Annotated in this window: 19 protein-coding genes and 1 pseudogene; 5 read left to right on the top strand and 15 right to left on the bottom strand. The window is 63.2% G+C overall.

Annotation, left to right across the window (positions count from 1 at the left end; all coding sequences use genetic code 11):
* Positions 1-64: 64 nt before the first annotated feature.
* The 6 genes from HF027_RS11300 to HF027_RS11275 form a co-directional block, all read right to left on the bottom strand.
* Complete coding sequence (locus HF027_RS11300) at positions 65-1,171, bottom strand: TRAP transporter substrate-binding protein (protein ID WP_168015721.1); 1,107 nt, start codon at positions 1,169-1,171, stop codon at positions 65-67.
* Between the two features lie 153 nt (positions 1,172-1,324).
* Complete coding sequence (locus HF027_RS11295) at positions 1,325-2,728, bottom strand: TRAP transporter large permease (protein WP_168015719.1); 1,404 nt, start codon at positions 2,726-2,728, stop codon at positions 1,325-1,327.
* Positions 2,728-3,282 carry a TRAP transporter small permease subunit gene (locus HF027_RS11290; RefSeq protein ID WP_168015717.1) on the bottom strand — a complete coding sequence of 185 codons (555 nt, stop codon included), beginning with the start codon at positions 3,280-3,282 and terminating at the stop codon, positions 2,728-2,730. Before HF027_RS11290 ends, HF027_RS11295 begins: the two co-directional genes overlap by 1 nt.
* A gap of 158 nt (positions 3,283-3,440) precedes the next feature.
* On the bottom strand, positions 3,441-4,244 hold the full coding sequence (locus HF027_RS11285) for an endonuclease/exonuclease/phosphatase family protein (RefSeq protein ID WP_168015863.1): 804 nt from the start codon (positions 4,242-4,244) through the stop codon (positions 3,441-3,443).
* 61 nt (positions 4,245-4,305) lie between these two features.
* Positions 4,306-4,944: a thiol:disulfide interchange protein DsbA/DsbL gene (locus tag HF027_RS11280; RefSeq protein ID WP_168015715.1), complete on the bottom strand. Its 639-nt coding sequence runs from the start codon at positions 4,942-4,944 to the stop codon at positions 4,306-4,308.
* A gap of 243 nt (positions 4,945-5,187) precedes the next feature.
* The gene (locus tag HF027_RS11275; RefSeq protein ID WP_168015713.1) at positions 5,188-5,802 is read right to left on the bottom strand and encodes a c-type cytochrome; all 615 of its coding nucleotides are present in this window, start codon (positions 5,800-5,802) and stop codon (positions 5,188-5,190) included.
* Positions 5,803-6,033: 231 nt separating this feature from the next.
* Between HF027_RS11275 and yihA the strand changes: the two genes are divergently transcribed.
* On the top strand, positions 6,034-6,651 hold the full coding sequence (gene yihA / locus HF027_RS11270) for a ribosome biogenesis GTP-binding protein YihA/YsxC (protein ID WP_168015711.1): 618 nt from the start codon (positions 6,034-6,036) through the stop codon (positions 6,649-6,651).
* A 120-nt stretch (positions 6,652-6,771) separates the two neighbouring features.
* Here the strand turns inward: yihA and HF027_RS11265 are convergent, their stop codons facing one another.
* The 8 genes and pseudogenes from HF027_RS11265 to argH form a co-directional block, all read right to left on the bottom strand.
* Positions 6,772-7,146, bottom strand: coding sequence for a hypothetical protein (locus HF027_RS11265; protein ID WP_168015709.1), 375 nt, complete (start codon positions 7,144-7,146; stop codon positions 6,772-6,774).
* Between the two features lie 158 nt (positions 7,147-7,304).
* A complete protein-coding gene (locus HF027_RS11260) occupies positions 7,305-8,060 on the bottom strand; it encodes an HAD family hydrolase (RefSeq protein ID WP_168015706.1) in 756 nt (251 codons plus the stop codon).
* On the bottom strand, positions 8,057-8,980 hold the full coding sequence (locus HF027_RS11255; protein ID WP_168015704.1) for a tyrosine recombinase XerC: 924 nt from the start codon (positions 8,978-8,980) through the stop codon (positions 8,057-8,059). Before HF027_RS11255 ends, HF027_RS11260 begins: the two co-directional genes overlap by 4 nt.
* Entirely contained in the window at positions 8,973-9,710 is a 738-nt protein-coding gene (locus tag HF027_RS11250) for a DUF484 family protein (RefSeq protein WP_168015702.1), read from the bottom strand. Before HF027_RS11250 ends, HF027_RS11255 begins: the two co-directional genes overlap by 8 nt.
* 58 nt (positions 9,711-9,768) lie before the next feature.
* Positions 9,769-10,602, bottom strand: coding sequence for a diaminopimelate epimerase (dapF, locus tag HF027_RS11245; RefSeq protein ID WP_168015700.1), 834 nt, complete (start codon positions 10,600-10,602; stop codon positions 9,769-9,771).
* Positions 10,602-11,876 carry a diaminopimelate decarboxylase gene (lysA, locus tag HF027_RS11240; RefSeq protein WP_168015698.1) on the bottom strand — a complete coding sequence of 425 codons (1,275 nt, stop codon included), beginning with the start codon at positions 11,874-11,876 and terminating at the stop codon, positions 10,602-10,604. The genes dapF and lysA overlap by 1 nt, the downstream gene beginning before the upstream one ends.
* 95 nt (positions 11,877-11,971) lie before the next feature.
* Positions 11,972-12,076 (bottom strand): annotated as a pseudogene (gene lptM / locus HF027_RS15870) (LPS translocon maturation chaperone LptM); the annotation flags it as partial.
* A 1-nt stretch (position 12,077) separates the two neighbouring features.
* Positions 12,078-13,481: an argininosuccinate lyase gene (gene argH / locus HF027_RS11230; RefSeq protein WP_168015694.1), complete on the bottom strand. Its 1,404-nt coding sequence runs from the start codon at positions 13,479-13,481 to the stop codon at positions 12,078-12,080.
* Positions 13,482-13,707: 226 nt separating this feature from the next.
* Between argH and hemC the strand changes: the two genes are divergently transcribed.
* From hemC to HF027_RS11210, 4 genes are read left to right on the top strand one after another with little or no spacing between them, the layout of a single operon-like run.
* The gene (hemC, locus tag HF027_RS11225) at positions 13,708-14,649 is read left to right on the top strand and encodes a hydroxymethylbilane synthase (protein ID WP_168015693.1); all 942 of its coding nucleotides are present in this window, start codon (positions 13,708-13,710) and stop codon (positions 14,647-14,649) included.
* Positions 14,649-15,509: a uroporphyrinogen-III synthase gene (locus tag HF027_RS11220; RefSeq protein ID WP_209316442.1), complete on the top strand. Its 861-nt coding sequence runs from the start codon at positions 14,649-14,651 to the stop codon at positions 15,507-15,509. Before hemC ends, HF027_RS11220 begins: the two co-directional genes overlap by 1 nt.
* Positions 15,510-15,515: 6 nt before the next feature.
* Complete coding sequence (locus tag HF027_RS11215; protein WP_168015692.1) at positions 15,516-17,144, top strand: uroporphyrinogen-III C-methyltransferase; 1,629 nt, start codon at positions 15,516-15,518, stop codon at positions 17,142-17,144.
* A complete protein-coding gene (locus HF027_RS11210; RefSeq protein ID WP_168015691.1) occupies positions 17,141-18,364 on the top strand; it encodes a heme biosynthesis HemY N-terminal domain-containing protein in 1,224 nt (407 codons plus the stop codon). The genes HF027_RS11215 and HF027_RS11210 overlap by 4 nt, the downstream gene beginning before the upstream one ends.
* Positions 18,365-18,821: 457 nt before the next feature.
* Here HF027_RS11210 and HF027_RS11205 read toward each other — a convergent pair.
* Positions 18,822-19,184, bottom strand: a 363-nt coding sequence (locus HF027_RS11205) for a group II intron maturase-specific domain-containing protein (protein ID WP_280730182.1), incomplete at its 5' end; no start/stop codon positions are given.

The following is a 19,184-nucleotide window of genomic DNA, read 5'->3' as shown; positions in this document are numbered from 1 at the left end:
GAGACACAGATAAAAAAACCGGGCTCGCGTGGCGAGCCCGGTCGTTTGATACGTCAGTGAAGCATTACTCTGTAGTGTCGCCTTCAGGGTTGCGAGCGTTGTAGTAGGCCTGCTCGGAGATGGCGTGATAGTTCACGACCTTCTCCTGGAAGCTGGTGTAGGAGTCGTAGATCTTCTTGGCCATGTCGCTGGACTCACTCAGCTCTTTGACCACATCGGAAGACAGCTCCTTGGCCCTTGCCAGGACGTCGTCGGGTAGGCGACGCAGCTGGACATCATGCTCGTTGACCAGCGTCTCGAGCGCATCGTTGTTGCGCGCGGTGTACTCGTCGAGCATGTCGGCGTTGACGTCGCGGATCGCGGTCCTGAGGATCGCTTGCAGGTCATCCGGCAGCTCGGCAAAAGCCTCCTCGTTGACGATCGCCTCGAACATCACGGTCGGCTCGTGCCAGCCCGGGTAGTAATAGTACTCGGCTGCCTGGTGGAGACCGAAGGCCAGGTCATTGTAAGGCCCGATCCACTCGGTGGCATCGATGGCGCCGGACTGCAGCGACGTGAAGATCTCGCCGCCCGGCATGTTGACGATGGCCACACCCATGCGGTCCATGACCTCGCCGCCGAGGCCTGGCATGCGCATCTTCAGGCCGTCCAGGTCGTCGACGGAATTGATTTCCTTGTTGTACCAGCCGCCCATCTGTACGCCGGAGGCGCCGGCGACCATGACGTCGACGCCGAAGTCATCGTAGAGCTCGTTCCACAGCTCAAGCCCGCCGCCGTAATGTAGCCAGGCGTTCATTTCCTGGGCGTTCATGCCGAAGGGCACCGCGGCGAAGAACTGGGCCGCCGGCGCCTTGCCTTTCCAGTAGTAGGAGGCGGAGTGGCCGAGCTCGGCGGTGCCTTCGGAGACGGCGTCGAAGACCTCGAAGCCGGGGACCAGCTGGCCGGCGCCGAAAACGTCGATGGTCAGGCGGCCGTTGGACATTTCATCGACCAGTTTCGATAGCCGCTCGGGCCCTTGACCGACGCCGGGGAAGTTTTTCGGCCAGGAGGTCACCATCTTCCATTCGAAGGTCTCCTGAGCCTTTGCCGTGTTGTCCACGCCCGAGACCAGGAACAGGCCGGAGGCGGCGGAGCTCAGGGCCACGGCGGCGACGAGTGATTTGAGTTTCATGCGACTTCCTCTCTTTATTATGCAGATTGTGGTGCGAGAGGCCCGCCGAGGCGGGCCGGCATGCGAATCGGGCTCAGGCCCGGACCGGCACCTCAAGGGTGCCGGAAGAACGTTATGCTCTTATTAATGCCGTTCTTATATAGTCAGCATCGTTCAAAATTGCTCGGGTAGCCAGGTGGCAAGCTCCGGGAAGAAGGCCAGGGCAATCAGCATGGCGAGCTGCAGGGCGATGAATGGCATGACGCCACGGTAGATCGCTGACGTAGGTACCGAATCCGGCGCCACGCCGCGCAGGTAGAAGAGCGCGAAGCCGAAGGGTGGCGTCAGGAACGAGGTCTGCAGGTTGATGGCGATCATGATGCCCAGCCAGATCGGGTCGAGGCCCATGGCCAGCAGGATGGGGCCAACGATGGGCACCACCACGAAGGTGATCTCGATGAAGTCGAGGATGAAGCCGAGCAGGAAGATCACCAACATCACCACAAGCGTCGCCCCCACCACGCCGCCGGGCATGCTCTCGAAGACCTCCTGGACCAGCTCCTCGCCACCAAAGGCGCGGAACACCAGCGAGAACAGCGCCGCGCCGATCAGGATCAGGAACACCATGGTGGTGACGTGAGCGGTAGAGTGCAGCGCTTCCTTGAGCTTCTTGAAGTCCAGCTGACGATAGGCGATGGCAAGCACCAGGGCGCCGAAGGCACCGACTGCAGAGGCCTCGGTGGGGGTGGCGAAGCCGCCGAGAATCGAGCCCAGCACCACGATGATCAGCATGATCGGTGGCACTAGGCCCTTGAGCAGCAGCGTGAACAGGCTGCCCTGGTGGCCGAGCTCTTCCATCAGCTCTTCGCGATCGGCGGGCGGCGCCGCTTCAGGCTTGAGCCAGGCGATGAAGGCAACATAGGCGATGTAGAGCGCCACCAGGATCAGGCCGGGCACCAGCGCCCCCATGAACAGATCGCCCACCGAGACGGTCTTGGGGCTGAAGATGCCCATGGATAGCTGAGCCTGCTGGTAGGCCGAGGAAAGGACATCCCCCAGCAGTACCAGGGCGATCGAGGGCGGAATGATCTGGCCCAGGGTGCCGGTGGCGCAGATGGTACCGGTGGCCAGCGGCATGCTGTAGCCGCGCTTGAGCATGGTCGGCAGCGACAGCAGGCCCATGGTGACCACGGTGGCGCCGACGATGCCGGTCGACGCTGCCAGCATCATGCCGACCAGCGTCACCGAGATGCCGAGCCCCCCGCGCAGCGACCCGAACAGCAGCGCCATGGCGTCGAGCAGGGTCTCGGCCACCTTCGACTTCTCGAGCAGCACCCCCATCAGCACGAACAGCGGTACCGCCAACAGCGTCTGGTTGGTCATGATGCCGTAGAGGCGGTTGGGAAAGGCCGACAGGAAGCTGGCGTCGAAGTGGGCATTGATGCCGAGTGCTTCAAGGCCCATGCCGAGGCCGGCGAAGGCCAGCGCGGTACCGGCCAGCGACAGGGCGACCGGGAAGCCGAACATCAGCACCACGCAGATGACGGCGAACAGGACCAGGGGCATGAATTCAAGCATTACAGCAGTTCCTCGGCGTCGTCATCGTGAGTCGGCGCCATGCGCCCCGTAAAGATCATGGCGTTGCGTGCCATCTCGACCAGCCCCTGCAGGATCATCAGACCGGCGAACGCCGGGATCAGCGTCTTGAGCAGGAAGACGCCGGGAATACCACCAGATTCCGGCGAGCCCTCGAATATCGCCCAGGATTTACCGACATAGCCAAGGCTGGTCAGGATCACGAAGATCATGACCGGCATCAGCAGAAAGAGGGTACCGAGTAGATCAACGAGCGCCTTCTTGCGAGCGGTCATGGCGCGATAGAAGATATCGACCCGCACATGGCCGTCATGCTTGAGGGTATAACCCGCTAACAGCATGAAAACACTGGCATGCATATACATGACCGATTCCTGCATGGGGATGCTGTTGAAGTTGAAGGCGTAACGCAGCACCACGACCAGAAACTGGATCAGCATCATGATCAGGATGAGCCAGGACAGACTCTTGCCCAGCCATTCTGAGGCCTGGTCGAGCCTTGAGAAGATTCCCGGCAGAGTGGAAGAGGAGGGCATGGGAGTCTCGCTTTGGGTGTCCGACAGAGGTCAACGCCATGGGGTATCCGCGATGGCGCGGCGGGTGGGTGTTTGGTTCCACCATCGTCGATAAGTCTACGTGATTTGATCAAGTGCCGTTATGGCAGGGATTTATCCATTGGTCGAAAGGATTGGTCTTACCTCTTGGCCAGGGCCGCGTGACAGGCATCTGGCAGCGTGATGTCGACGGCGATCGGCAGGTGATCGGAGAAAAGTTGATCGAGCACCCGCACCTCATTGGCCTCGAGAGAAGTGGAAAGCAGGATGTGGTCGAGTGCACGGCGAGGTTGCCAGGAAGGATAGCTCAATGGCGGCAGTGCTGGCTTAAGGGGCAAGGACGCGCAGAAGCGCGAGTGCGCGTACAGCTGCTCGGGGGTGCAGTTCAGATCGCCCATGACGATCACATGGCGCAGGGGAGCGATGATCTCGCTCAGATAGTCCAACTGGCGAGATCGAGTGCGAAAGCCAAGCGCCAGGTGGGCGACGAACATGTGCAGGGCATCCGGGCCGGAGCCGAAACGCGCATGAATGGCGCCGCGGCCAGGCAGTGTGCCGGGCAGTCGATATTCTTCGAGCCGCGTAGGCGTGAGCCGTGACAGCAGGCCATTGCTGTGCTGAGCGACCCGCCCCAGGTTGCGATTGAGCTGCTGATAGTGGTGAGGAAAACCGGCCTGCTTAGCCAGATACTCGAGCTGATTGACCTGGCTTGAGCGGAAACTGCCGCCATCGACCTCCTGCAGGCCCACCAGGTCGAAATTCCTCAGGACGTCGCTCATCACCGTCAGGCGATCGAGGCGTCGCGGGTGAGGCAGCAGGTGCTGCCAGCTACGGGTCAGATAATGATGATACGACGACGTCTGAATGCCGACCTGCAGATTGAAGGTCAGCAGGCGCAGGTGATGGCGGCCGCTATGCGTCTGCAGACCTTCGGTACGGTCCATGGCGTGGCCAGAGGCACGGCTCATGATGAGAGGGCTCCGTGCTGTTGCACATTCATGGCTCTCATGAGGCGTCGTCGCGTTCCTCGCGGACTTGCTCGATCAATGCCCCGGCGATCTGTGGCATGTTCTCGAGGCTACCGGCACTGGACGGGGTGATCACGTAGCGACCGTCGACGATCAGCGCGGGGACGCCCATCAGTTTCATGGCGCGCATGCGAGCATGGGCCTGGTTGACCTGGCTCTTGACGCCGAAGGAGGTAAGCGCCGCCTCGGCTTCCTGCTCGCTGACGCCGTAGTCGCTGAAGAAGGCCGCGATATCGCCATCATCGGTCAGTTGCTGGCCTTCCTGATGAATGGCATCGAAGAAGTCCTCGTGAATATCTTGCTGGATGCCCAGCTGCTCGGCAGCGAAGAAGGCCACGGCGTGGCGGTTCCAGGTGCCGCCCATGGTGGCAGGCATACGCTGGAAGGAGACGTCGTCGGGAAGCTCGGCGACCCAGGCGTTGAGCGGTTCTTCGAGGTTGTAACAGTGCGGGCAGCCATACCAGAACGCCTCGGTAACCTCGATTTTGCCATCCTCGACGTGGGTCGGAACCGGTTCGTCGAGAACCTTGTAATGTTCACCAGCAACTGGCGGGGCCGCCATGGCCAGGGTGGACATGCCGATGCCAATGAGGGCAACGCTTAGTGTCTTGAACATGCGGAAGACTCTCCTTGATAGGGCTTGTACGGATCGCGGATCCGCCAGGACAACAATAAAGGTAACAGGAAATACCGGCAGGGTGAGCCCCAGCCACGTGCTTGGAGTCTTGCCAGGCGCAAGGGTTCCATTAGCGATGCCTCCTGACATGGCGATTCAACAATCCATACCATGGAAATGCCAAGGGCGGCTCTTGGCCGCCCTTGTTTACCTCTACAGATGCTGTGTCTGGCCGTCAGGCGATTAATGCAGGCCCAGTACGTACTGGGAGACAGCCTGCATATCGCGATCGCTCATCTTGGAGGCGATACTGCGCATGATGGCATTGGGGTCGTTGGCACGCTCGCCGGCCGCGAAGGCCTGGAGGGTGGAGACGGTGTAGTCGGTATTCTGACCGGACAGGGCCGGATAGACCGCGGTGCCGATGCCTTGGCCGGTGGGGGTGTGGCAGGCGGCGCACGCCGGGATGCCCTTGGCCATGTCGCCGGCACGGTAGAGTTCCTTGCCGCGAGCGATCACCTCAGGGTCGGCATCGACCTGGCCGAGGTTCGGCGTCATGTTGGCGTAGTAGGCGGCGACGTCGGCGGCATCCTGGTCGGAGAAGTTATCGACTTGACCGGCCATCTGGGCCACCATGCGCTCGCCATCGCGGATGTCCATGATCTGCTTGGCCAGATAAGACGCCTGCTGCCCTGCGAGATTGGGGAACATGCCCACCGCACTGATCCCCTCGGCGCCATGACATGCCGCGCAGCTCTGCGCCATTTCGCGCCCTGCGGCAGGGTCACCCTTGAGCTCTGCATGGGCTACGCCGACGACGCTTAGTGTCATTGCCAAACTTGCCAGAAACTTTCTCATCGCGAATCCACTCCGCCTGTACGTTAAGCCTGTCCGTTGTTGACCGATACGTGCCCGGAGGGAACGCTGTGAGCGCGGCCTTTATATTGGGGCGCTGTTCGCGGTCAGTAAGAGCGCAATGGTACACTGCCAACCCTTAGGACGCAGAAATTAGACCTGCATTATAGCCAGTTCAACTAGCAACGTGAATTGCCCTATCGTCGCCGTCAAGCCTCAGGATTCCCACCGACCATGCCGCGTGTCAACTACCAGACTGCCAGCTTCCTCACCAGTGCGCCTACGCTTGCCAAGTGCCCGCCGGATACCGGTGTAGAAGTCGCCTTTGCCGGACGCTCCAATGCAGGAAAATCCAGCGCCATTAATGCCCTGACGCAGCAGAAGGCATTGGCTCGTACCTCGAAGACCCCAGGTCGCACCCAGCTGATCAATTTCTTCGGCCTCGAGAACGGGGAAGACTGCCGCCTGGTGGACCTGCCAGGCTATGGATATGCCAAGGTGCCCGAACAAGTCAAGCTTGAGTGGCAGCGCCACCTGGCCGAGTACCTGCAGGAGCGTGGCTCACTGCGTGGCCTGGTGCTATTGATGGATGTGCGCCATCCATTGACCGAGTTCGACGAGATGATGCTTGGCTGGGCCGATGACAAGGAGATGCCGGTACGCATTCTTTTGACCAAAGCCGACAAGCTCAAGTCAGGGGCCGCCAAGAATGCGCTGCACAACGTGCGCAGCCGGCTGCGGGAGTGGGAAGACCTGGTGTCCGTTCAGCTGTTCTCGGCCCTCAAGCGTCAGGGCATCGACGAAGTGCACCAGCAATTGGATGACTGGCTCGTGGGCAATGAGGTGAGCTGATGCCTCAGGCGCCTGCTTTTTCGCAGGGTCCCTGACTGACGGGTCTCGGCCGTGTTTAAAACGTGCCTCAGCGTGCTCGGCTGATTGCGCTGCTAGCGCCGTTTGCTTTCACGAGGGATGTTAAAAGACCCAGACAGGCGCTATCTGTCGGTGGTTGTCGAGGAGGCGCTGACGAAGGCTCTCCAGGCATTCACGGGTGCAGCCGGCACGCTCCATGATAATGGACGCTGATCCATTGGAGGTGGGGGGCACTCGGTCATAATCAGTCCCCTCCCTGCCCAATGCCGGTGCCCATGGGGCGTCCCCTTCGCCATGACCGGACGCACTGGCCACGATCACGCCTTGCATGTTGTGCGCTGATACAGTGGGTGACGTCAAGGCGCTATCCGCGTCGCGCAAGTCGTCGTTAACCGGCGCGACCGCAAGCCCCCCGCCGAGCATTAGCGTCACTACCAGTGCGGTTTTGGTCAAAGTGCCGCTGTCTCGAACGTGCATGAGGATGACTCCTGTACATAACCTGTACAGGAGTATGGTTAGGCGGGGCGGTTTGTACAAGCTCGGCGTGTCTTTTCGCCACACCTGCGTGCTTATTGTCACGTTGCCGGCGTTAACCGCGCTCCTTGGCCATCACGCCGATATCACACCGGGAGATGTCAGCCATCGTCGCTATCAAGGCTTGCCAGCAGCGTAGGCAGGTCGCGAACGTGGGCTAGCCTGTAGACACCTTCCAGTCGCATCGGAAGCCCCTCATCCCGCTTGTCGATCCATGCCACGCGCATGCCCAGACGCTGGGCTGGCAGCACGTCTTCTGCCCACGAATCTCCCACATGCATGGCTTGAGACGGCGTCGCGTTCAAGCGTGACAGAGCCGCCAGGAAGGGGCGGGCATCGGGCTTGGGGGCGTGCATCTCGCCGGCGGCGATTCTTATCGGGAAATGATGTGCCAGTGGTAGTCGGGCCAGGTCGACATTGCCGTTGGTGACGGAGGCCAGTCGGAAGTTGGCGCGAAGGCTCGTCAGCAGCATGTCGACCTCGGGGTAGGGCGTCAGGCGATGGCGCAGTGTCATGAACTGGTCCATGGCGGCGGTTGCCCAGCGTCGGGCCTCTGCTGTTGCCAGCCCGTATTCTTCAAGCAGCTCACGTAGGCTTTGTTCGCGAATCCAGGTGAAATCACCCCGGCGAAGCGGATGGCGCGTGGCAAGCTCGCCGCGACGCTGCTGATAGGTATCCAGCGGGAAGCGCTCGCTGAAGCGGCCCAGGGTCTCGAGCCGGTCGGCGTGCCAGGTGGTCAGGGCCTCGTCGAGCCAGGCGTAGTGGCCGGTCTCGGTATGCGCCATGACGTGGCCATTGTCCCAGAGGGTGTCGTCGAGATCGAAGGTGAGGGCCGTCAGTGGCCGGGTATAGGTCATGGGTTTCCCTCGTCGGGCGGCGTTCGGTGGCGACGGCGTGCCCGTGGATGAGCGGCGTCGTAGCTGGTGGCCAGGTGCTGCCAGTCGAGCCGGGTATAGACCTGGGTCGTTGACAGGTGGGCGTGGCCGAGCAGTTCCTGGACCGCGCGCAGGTCCTGACTCGACTCCAGCAGGTGACTGGCGAATGAATGGCGAAGCCGGTGCGGGTGCAGGTGCTCGGCGAGGCCGCGTTCCCGGGCGAGGTTCGCCAGGCGTAGCTGAATGGCGCGATGACCGAGCCGCGCCCCGCGCTGGCCAACGAACAGCGCCGGCTCGCCGGCAGTGGCCAGCTGGCCGCGTGCGGTGATCCAGGCGGTGAGCGCCGTGGCGGCGCGGCGTCCGACCGGGACCTGGCGGGGTTTTCCGCCCTTGCCGATCACGCGCACCCGCGATGACTCGAGATCGTCAAGGTCCAGTGCCGCCAACTCGGCGAGACGCAGGCCGCTCGAGTAGAACAGCTCCAGCATGGCCTGATCGCGCCGGGCCAGTGGGCTGTCATCATGCGGCGCATCCAGGAAGTGTGCCAGCTGGTCGACGTCTACCGGGCGCGGCAAGTGCTGTGGCTGGCGTGGCGAGGGTGTCAGCGAGACCGGGTTATGGGTCAGCAACCCCTCACTCACTAGCTGCTCGGCAAAGCGCGACAGGGCCGCCCGGCGCCGTGCCAGGCTGCGTGGTGCCAAGCCCCGGCTGCGTTCCTGGCCCAGGAAGCGGCGCACCAGGGCTGCGTCCAGCTGCGCCCAGGATTCAAGTCCCGCGTCCTCGGCGTAGACGCGGAAACGGGACAGGTCGCGACGATAGGCATCAACGGTGGCCGGACTTGCATGACGCGCCAAGGCCTCGAGAAAGGTCGCAAGCGGTGCCTCGAGAAGCGAATCAGGCATGGCGGGGTGTGTCATGGGGTGGCGGTGCGTGACGCATCAGCAGACGAGCCACCACCTCGCCGAGGTACTCGGTGAACAGGGTATCGAGACTCGCCCGGAAGTGATCCGGGTCGGGGCTCGCCAATACCAGATAGCCCAGCGGTTCGCCGAGGGCCAGACGGGTCAGCGCGCAGGAGCCGGTCTTGTCGGGGACCTTCGCATGGGGCAGGAGGCGTTTCCAGTCGGTGGCCGAGAGTCGCGCGCAACGGCTGGCACGACCATCCAGCAGCGCTGACAGGCGCGTTTCTGCGGCGGCGTCGAGCACCTGACGAGGCGCCTGTGGCGGAGCGGCTTCGCCGTCGCTCAGGCTGGCCGGGCACCACAGTGCCACGGAGGGTGTCTGGAAGCGCTCGCTAAGCTCTCGGGCCAGGGTCTGACCCAGGTCGTCGTTGCTCTCGGTTTCGAGCAGGGCCAGCACCAGCTCTCGGGTGCGCCGATACTGGGCCTCGTTGTGACGCGCCGAGTCGAGCAGTGTCTCGAGGCGCCATTCGGCGGTTTCGGCACGGCCGCGCAGGTCATGGACCAGGCGCTCGAGTAGCGAGGTGGCGCCGCCAGTTTCCGGGTGGGGCACCTTGAGCTGCTGCAGCAGGCCTTCGCGTCCTTCGAAGAAGTCGGGATGGCGCGCCAGCCAGTGGGCGACCATTTCCGGATCCAGGGTCTGGCGCGGCTCGGGGATTTTGGCACCGGCCATGGGGCACTCCTTCTGTCGTCTCGTTTCGCCATGCCATCGTGATGATGAGGCGGCGGGATCAGCTTATCGCGACCCGTCCGTCGAAGACATGCATTGCCGGACCGGTCATAACCAATGGCGCTTCGACGCCCGGCCAGGTGATGGTCAGGTCGCCACCGGGCAAGTGCACGGTGACCGGGCTCTCAAGCTGGCCCTGGCGAATGCCGCAGGCGACGGCCGCGCAGGCGCCCGTGCCACAGGCCAGGGTCTCGCCGCTGCCACGCTCGAAGACACGCAGGCGAATTTCATGCGGCGAAATCACCTGCATGAAGCCGGCGTTGACCCGTCGGGGGAAGCGGGGATGCGCCTCTATCAAGGGGCCAAGACGGGCGACCGGTGCCGTGTCGACGTTCTCGACGTTGATCACCGCGTGGGGATTGCCCAGTGAGGTGACGCCGATCTCGAGTGCTTCACCGGCGACGTCCAGGTGATGGCGCAGACGATCCTCGTCGGCCTCGAAGGGCAGGCTCTTCGGGGCGAAGCGCGGCACCCCCATATCGACGCTGACGCGGCCATCGTCCTCGACCTTGAGGGTGAGCGGGCCGCCGCGGGTCTCGACGCGGATTTCGTGCTTGTGGGTCAGCCGTTGATCGCGCACGAACCGCGCGAAACAGCGCGCACCGTTCCCGCAGTTTTCCACTTCGCTGCCATCGGCATTGTAGATCCGATAGCGGAAGTCCATGTCCGGGTCCATGGGCGGTTCGACGGTCAATAGCTGGTCGAAGCCGATGCCGAAGTGTCGGTCGGCCAGCTCGCGAATCTGTTCGTCACGCAGCAGGGCTCGCTGGGTGATCAGATCGACCACCATGAAGTCATTGCCGAGCCCATGCATCTTGGTGAAGTGCACCAGCATCAGCGTGTCTCCGGGCCATCGGGGAGACGTGCCTCACCGGTCCATAGCTCTTCAATATGCTCACGGCGCCGCACCAGGTGCATCGTCTCGCCGTCGACCATGACCTCGGCCGGGCGCGGCCGGCTATTGTAGTTCGAGGCCATCACGAAGCCGTAGGCACCCGCCGAGCGCACCGCCAACAGATCGCCTGCTGCGATGGCAAGATCACGGTCCTTGCCGAGGAAATCGCCGGTTTCGCAGACCGGGCCGACCACGTCATAGGTGGCGCCCTTTCGAGTCTCACGGGTATCGACCGGCAGGATCGCCTGCCAGGCCTGGTAAAGCGCCGGGCGAATCAGGTCGTTCATGGCGGCATCGACGATGGCGAAGTTCTTGGTCTCGCCAGGCTTGAGGAATTCGACCCGGGTCAGCATCACCCCGGCATTGGCGGCGATCGAACGTCCCGGCTCGAAGAGCAGGGTCAGTTCGCGGCCGCCGTGGCTGGCCAGGCGCTCAAGCAGCGCAGAGGCATAGTCGAAAGGCGCCGGGGGACGCTCGCCCTGATAGGGCACGCCGAGGCCGCCACCGAGATCCATGTGGTCGACCTGGATGCCGCGCGCTTCCAAGCGCTCAAGCAGCACCAGCAGGCGGTCGAGGGCATCGAGGAAGGGCGCGATCTCGGTGAGCTGGGAGCCGATGTGGCAGTCGACTCCGACGATCTTCAGATGGGGCAGCGCCGCGGCGCGCTCATAGGCGGCCAGGGCATCATCCACCGGGATGCCGAACTTGTTGTCCTTGAGCCCCGTCGAGATATAGGGATGGGTGCCGGCGTCGACATCGGGATTGACCCGTAGCGAGACCGGGGCCACCTTGCCGAGCCGCTCGGCGACGGTGTTGAGGCGCTCCAGTTCGGGTAGTGACTCGACGTTGAAGCACTTGATGTCAAGCTCCAGGGCCCGCGCCATCTCGTCTTCCTGCTTGGCGACGCCTGAAAATACCACCTTGGCAGGGTCGCCGCCGGCGGTTATCACCCGCTCCAGCTCGCCTCGGGAGACGATATCGAAACCGGCACCCAGGCGGGCCAGCACATTGAGTACCGCCAGGTTGGAGTTGGCCTTCACCGCGTAGCAGATCAGGTGCGGGTGGCTGCCCAGTGCGTCGTCATAGGCGCGGAAATGCCGCTCCAGGGTGGCCCGCGAGTAGACGTAGCAGGGCGTGCCGAAGCGCTCGGCGACCGAGGCCAGGGGCACGTCTTCTGCGTGCAGCACGCCGTCGCGGTAGTCGAAATGATCCATGCTCAGCTCTCGTCTTCGGCGTTGGCCGGTGCGGTGTCACCGGCGCGGTTGTTGGCGTCGTTGCTCATGTCATTGCTCTGCTGGTCACTCACGGCGGCGGCGTTGTCGCCTTCGCTGTCAGCGGGCAGGTAGAGTGGACCTTTCTGCCCGCAACCGGCGAGCATCAGGGCCGCCAGGGCGATGATCGTCAGGGCTCGCATCTCAGCGCTCGCTGTTGAGGGTGGTCAGGGCGTCACGGGCGCGCTGGGCAGCGGCGCGAACCTGGTCCGGGGCGGTGCCACCGATATGGTTACGGGCCGCGACCGAGCCTTCAAGCGTCAGCACCTCGAAGACGTCCTCGCCGATGATATCGGAGAACTGCTTGAGTTCGTCGAGGGTCATCTCGGAGAGATCCTTGCCTTCCTTCAGGCCGAAGGCGACCGATTGACCGACAATCTCGTGGGCATCGCGGAAGGCCACGCCCTTGCGCACCAGGTAGTCGGCGAGGTCGGTGGCGGTCGAGAAGCCCTTGCGCGCCGCTTCATACATGCTCGCGGGCTTGGCTTCGATGGCCGGGACCATGTCGGCGAAGGCCTTGAGGCAGCCCTTGACGGTGTCGAGGGTGTCGAACAGCGGTTCCTTGTCTTCCTGATTGTCCTTGTTGTAGGCCAGCGGCTGCGACTTCATCAGCGTCAACAGGCTCATCAGGTGGCCATAGACGCGCCCGCTCTTGCCGCGCACCAGCTCCGGCACGTCCGGGTTCTTCTTCTGCGGCATGATCGAGGAGCCGGTGCAGAAGCGGTCGGGCAGGTCGATGAAGTCGAACTGGGCACTGGTCCACAGCACCAGTTCCTCGCTCATGCGGGACATGTGCATCAGCAACAAGCTGGCGAAGGACGTGAACTCGATGGCGAAATCGCGATCACTCACGGAGTCGAGGCTGTTCTCGGAAGGACGCTCGAAGCCCAGCAGCTCGGCGGTGACGTGCCGATCGATGGGGAAGGTGGTGCCGGCCAGCGCCGCGGCGCCCAGGGGCATCACGTTGACCCGACGGCGACAGTCGAGCAGACGCTCATGGTCGCGGGCCAACATTTCCTGCCAGGCCAGCAGGTGATGCCCGAAGGTCACCGGTTGTGCGGTCTGCAGGTGGGTAAAGCCGGGCATGATGGTGTCGGCTTCGCCGGCGGCAAGCTCGATCATGCCTTCCCGCAGGCGGCCGAGTTCGGCGCTTACCGCATCGATCTCGTCGCGCAGATAAAGGCGGATGTCGGTGGCGATCTGATCGTTGCGCGAGCGCCCCGTATGCAGTTTCTTGCCGGTGATGCCGATCTTCTCAGTCAGCCGTGCCTCGATGTTCATGTGCACGTCTTCAAGTTTTACCGACCAGGCGAAACGGCCCTCAGCGATTTCCTGCTCGATCTCACCCAGGCCCTTGAGGATGGCATCACGCTCCTCAGTGGTCAGCACACCGACGCGTTCGAGCATGGTGGCGTGAGCGATGGAGCCACGGATATCGTGGTGATAGAGGCGCTGGTCGAAATCCACCGAGGCAGTGAAACGCTCGACGAAGGCATCGGTGGGCTCGCTGAAGCGACCGCCCCAGGATTGGTTGGTAGACGTCGTCATCGGAGTGGCAATCCCGCTGTGAAGTAGCTTGAGAGTATGACCCCGGAGTGTACCAGAGTCGGCGATGCTGGCCACGCCGCCCGCGGGGGCGTGTTAGGCGCCACAAGGAGAATTTTTCCTGCACCGGCCGGTGCTTTATGATGAGGCTATTGCCGGTGTGGGCCCTTTGCCCCGCCACCGTCTTGGGGTTACCCGAGATGTGCCCCGCCCCGATTTGGAGAACGCTGTGCCCGCCACGACATCCTTACGCATCGCCACTCGCAAGAGCCTCCTCGCCCTCTGGCAAGCCGAGCATGTCCGTGATCGGCTGATGGAACTGCATCCGGGGCTTGAGGTCGAGCTGGTCGCCATGTCCACCCGCGGTGACAAGATCCTCGACACGCCGCTGGCCAAAGTTGGCGGCAAGGGGCTGTTCGTCAAGGAGCTCGAGGACGCCATGCTCGACGGTCGTGCCGATATTGCCGTGCATTCGATGAAGGATGTGCCGATGCACTTCCCTGAGGGGCTGGGGCTTTCGGTGATCCTCGAGGGTGCCGAGCCCACCGATGCCTTCGTCTCGAATCACTATGCCTCCTTTGCCGAGCTGCCTGAGGGTGCCCGGGTCGGCACCTCCAGCCTGCGGCGCGGCCTGCAGGTGAGCGAGGCGCGCCCGGATATCGAGGTGCTGAGCCTGCGCGGCAACGTGCAGACGCGCTTGCGCAAGCTCGATGAAGGCGAGTTTGACGCCATCATCCTTGCCACCTCCGGCCTCAAGCGGCTGGGGCTTGAAGAGCGCATCGCTCAGGAGATGCCGCCCGAGCTCAGCCTGCCGGCCTGCGGCCAGGGAGCGCTGGGTATCGAATGTCGCACTGATGATGCCGACCTGATTCGCCTGTTGGCGGCCCTGGACGATCCCGACACCGCCGCCCGGGTGCGCGCCGAACGGGCCATGAACACCCGTCTCGAAGGCGGTTGTCAGGTGCCGATCGGCGGCCATGCGGTCTTCGAGGATGACGGCCGAACCCTGTGGTTGCGGGCGCTGGTCGGTAATTCTGACGGGACTGAGGTGCTGCGCGCTGAGGGTCGTGGTTCGGCAGACGAACCGGAGGCGCTGGGTATTCGCGTCGCCGAGGATCTGCTCGATCAGGGTGCCGGCGAGATTCTCGCCCGAGTTTACGGCGACGTTTGATGACAGTGGCGCCGCATGTGCTGATCACTCGTCCCGGTGAGCGGGCAAAGCGCCTGGCCGCAGCCATCGAGGCCATCGGGGCCGTGCCGGAGTCACTGGACGTGATGCGTCTGGAGGCACTGCCAGAAACGCCTGAACAGCGCAGCATCTGGCTGGACATCGATCAGTTCCGTCGGGTAGTGGTGATTAGTCCCTTTGCGGCCGAATGCCTGGTTGATGCGCTCGATCGCTACTGGCCCCAGCTGCCGGTAGGCGTGGATTTTTATGCAGTAGGCGCCGCCACGGCCGCTATTCTGCATGAACGGCTTGGTGTTCGTGTCCGTGTGCCAGCCTCTGGCAGAGGCAGATTCGGGGACAGCGCTCAAGCAGGAGCACGGGAAGCAGCAGGGCAAGGAACCAGCGCGCAAGGGGATACCAGTGAGGGGTTACTGGCATTGCCTTCGCTGCAGGTGCTTAATGAGCAGAAGGTGTTGGTGGTAGCCGGCGAGGGTGGCCGTCCCCTGCTGGCGGATACGCTGGCGGCGCGTGGCGCTCGCCTGACCCGCATGTCGGTTTACCGACGCGTGCTACTAACGCCTGAGGCAGCCATGCGGCAACGGTTAGCCGTTGGCGACTACGCTGCACTCGTAGTGAGTAGCGGCGAAATACTCGAACATCTGGCAGGATGGTGCCAGCCGGCAGCGTTGAACCAACCGCTAATCGTGTCCAGTCAGCGTTTGGTTACACTGGCAGGCAGCCTAGGCTTCGCGAATTGCCGCGTTGCCGCGGGCGCCACGCCAGATGCTCTGGCGGCGGAAGTCGCCGGGGCCTGCCGCTTGGACGGTGCCGATATCGATCACGACGATCTTGAAAAGGGCTAGCGACAGATGAGCAAGCAATCACACGATCAGGACGAACCGCAGCAGGCGCCGGGCACTTCCGCCTCGGCCGCCGCTGCTCAGAGTGACACCTCATCGTCGGGGGCCGAGTCGTCGACCGGCGGTGCCTCGGACGCCAGCACTTCGGGTGCTTCAAACGCTGGCGAGACGAACAAGGCCAGCACCCGCGGGCGTCCTCGGGGGCGCCGTGGCGGCAAGGGGCGGACGTCGAACAACAACCAGGACAATGCCTCGCGCGATAATGCCTCGGCGGAGGGAAGTGCCGAGCAGCCGGCTGCCGCTAAAAACACCGAGACCACGGCTTCGGGCAGCAATCGTCAGAATGCTGATAGCAAGGCCTCTAGTGGCAAGAGCGCCAACACTCAGGGCGCTGGTGCCCAGGGGGCAACGGCTCAAGGCTCTTCAAGCCAGGGCTCTTCAAACCAGGGCTCTTCAAATCAGAGCGCTGGTAGCAAGAACGCGGCCGAGTCATCGTCGGGCGCTTCGAGTTCCAAGGCAGCCTCTTCCAAGCCGTCACCCTCTCAGCCATCTTCCACCTCTGGTGGCTCTGCTGGTAGTGGGAGTGGCGCCCACAAGGCCTCGGGCGGGAACGGCGGCGGTCGCCAGACCATTGGCATTGTCGCGCTGATCCTGGTGATTCTGCTGGCCATAGGCGTGGTGGTCGCTGGCTGGTTCGGTTGGCAGCGGTTCGAGCAACAGCAGCAGCGCCTGGCGCAGGTCGAGTCAAATCGCGAGGCTGTGAGTGCCCTGGAGACTCGCCTGGAGGAGACCGAGCAGTCTCGCGCCGCGGCGCTGGATGAGGCCGTGGCAAGCGTCGAAGGTGAGTTTGCCGACTACCGAAGCGAAGTCGACGACACGCTGGACCGCGTGCTGGATGAGCTCAACAGCCAACAGCAGACGGATGAGCGCGAATGGCTGCATGCTGAGGCCGCGTATCTACTGCGCCTGGCCAACCAGCGCCTGCAGCTCGAGCGCGACGTGGGTGGTGCCATGGCGCTGCTCGAGACGGCCGACAAGCGCCTGAAGGAGACCGGCAACCCGGCGCTGCTGCCCGTGCGCCGAGCCATCGCCGATGAGCTTGCCAAGCTGGATGCCGTGCCTGACGTCGATCGTACTGGCCTCTACCTGTCGCTGAACGCTCAGCAGGAGCAGCTGGCCAGCCTGCCGCTCAAGCAGGACGTGGCCGAGGCCCCGGTCGAAGGCACTATCGAGACCCCACCCAGCGGCGATTGGCAGCAGCAGTTGAGCCGTTTTGGCAGTGAACTCAAGGACCTAGTAACCGTGCGCCGCCACGATCAGGCCCTGGAAGCCTTGATGACGCCAGAACAGGAGTCCTACCTGCGCCAGAACGTGAGGCTGGTGCTTGAGCAAGCTCAATTGGCGTTGCTCAAGGAAGAGCCCGAGCTGTACCGGGCCAGCCTCGACAAGGCCATTTCCCTGATCGAGGGCTACTACGACACCGAGCGTGAGAGCGTCGAGGCTTCCATCTCGCGGCTCACTGATATGCGTGGCAAGACCATCCGCCCTGAACTTCCGGACATCAGTGGTTCCCAGCAGGCCATGGCGCACTTCATCCAGACGCGTTTCGAGGCCCGCGCCCAGGGAGGTGATGCATGAGAAAGCTGATCCTGCTGATCGTCCTGGGGCTCGCCGTTGGCGCCCTGTTCGGCCAGCTGATGCAGTCGCTGCCCGGCTACTGGCTGGTACGAGTCGGTGACACCTCGGTGCAGACCTCCTTCTGGTTCGGCATCGTGCTGTTGCTGGGTGCTTTCCTGGTGCTGCACTTCGCGCTGCGATTGCTGATGCGCATGCATCGCCCGGTAAGCCGCCTCAAGCTGTGGAGTACCCGCAACCGCAACCGCAATGCCATGCGTCGTACGGTGCGTGGCTTGGTGGCCCTGGCTGAGGGGCGCTGGAAGCGGGCCGAGAAGTCACTGGTCAAGGCGGCCGATGATTCCAGCACGCCGTTGGTCAACTACCTGTCAGCGGCCTTGGCGGCTCACTACCAGGGGCGCTATGAGCAGGCCGATACCCTGCTCAAGCGTGCGCACATGTCCACTGAGGGGGCTGATACCGCGGTAGGCATGGTGCAGGCCCAGCTGATGCTCGATCGCCAGCACTACGAAGAAGCCCTGGCGACACTGACTCGCCTCGACAAGCAGCTGCCTGATCACCCGCAGATCCTCAAGCTGCTCAAGCAGGCCTATCTGAGTGTCAGTGACTGGGATGGCCTGCGCCGGCTGATGCCGCGCCTCGCCAGGCACCAGCTGATCGCCGATGACGAGCGCAAGGAACTGGAGCAGCGCGCTTATCGCGAACTCATCCTGCAGGCCTCGCACAACCCAGACGATATCGAGCGGGTGCGCAATCTGTGGTCTGACATGCCCGATCATCTGCGCAGCAATATCGAGCTTGTGGTGCTGTATACCGAGGCGCTGGTGCGCGGCGGCGAAGAGGCACTAGCCGAGCGCCTGTTGCGTCACTCGCTGAAGGATAACTGGGACTCGCGCCTGGTGACCCGCTATGGGCTTTTGAATGTCGATTCCTCGCGTCAGCTGGTCTATGCCGAGAAGTGGCTCCAGGAGCGTCCCAACGACCCTGATCTGTTGCTGACCCTGGGCCGTCTGTCGCTGCGCAATGCCTATTGGGGCAAGGCGCAGGAATATTTCGAGTCCAGCCAGCGTCAGCGTCCCAGCGGCGTGGTTTGTGCAGAACTCGCCCGGCTCTTCGCCAACCTTGGCGAGCACAACAAGAGCCAGCTCTACTATCGCCAGAGTGTCGAGCTGCTCGATCGCTCGCTGCCCGCTCTGCCTCAGCCAAGCGAAGCCAATCGCTGAACCTCGCTCTATTTTTGCTCTTCCGGGCGCCCTTGTGGCGCCCTTTTTTATGCTGCGCTGTACAAGGCGGTGAAGAAGGGTCGCCTGCCTTATATGGGCAGTGGGCGTTGCGCGGGACACTGATGGTGACTCCCTCTTACGAGTGCAGAGCCCATCGAAGAATGTTCACCGTCGTGTAGTGTTCAGGGCTTTGTGCAGGGCTGTGTTTAGAGGTGCTATCTGAGCGGGCGGCGAGGGGGGTAGTGCTCATTCGGGCTTTCTCGCCAGCCAGATAGTAAGGGCAAGGATGCCTGGGAGTGGGGTTGGATAGAGCTTGGCGAAGGCGTCAGGTAGAGAGCAGCGTTCCTGGGATGTCTTTGTCTGTGCTGTATAAAACCTGTACTGGAATCGGGTAGGGGCCGGGGTTCCCCCCGGCGCCCTCCCACACCACCGTACGTACCGTTCGGTATACGGCGGTTCATGAAGAACGGCTAAGCCCTCTTACCGTATCAAGTACCGAGATCAGGCCTTGCTGCTCAAGCCACCTCCGCGGCAGGGCCTGATTCATGTGCGAGGCACCGGCATTCCACCAAGGGCCTCGCCCATTTCCCGTTGACATCCTGGCGTGCTGGTCGCCCAGACCCAGCGCTTGTAGTTTCCGACGTCGGGTTCTGGGCCGTTTCCACTGCCGCCACACCACGCAACGCAGTCGGCGACGTATCCAGCCATCCAGCGCTTCCAAGGGGCGCTTCACGTCGACGAGACTGAAGTAGCTGGCCCAGCCCCGCAGGATCGGGGCCAGTTCCTCGGTGATGCGTCGGATGTTCTGCCCCTTCCCGCG

The sequence above is a fragment of the Halomonas salinarum genome (genome assembly GCF_012062845.1).
GTDB lineage: Bacteria > Pseudomonadota > Gammaproteobacteria > Pseudomonadales > Halomonadaceae > Onishia > Onishia salinarum.
Note: the sequence above shows the minus strand (reverse complement) of the source record. Positions and strands in the feature narration are given on the sequence as shown.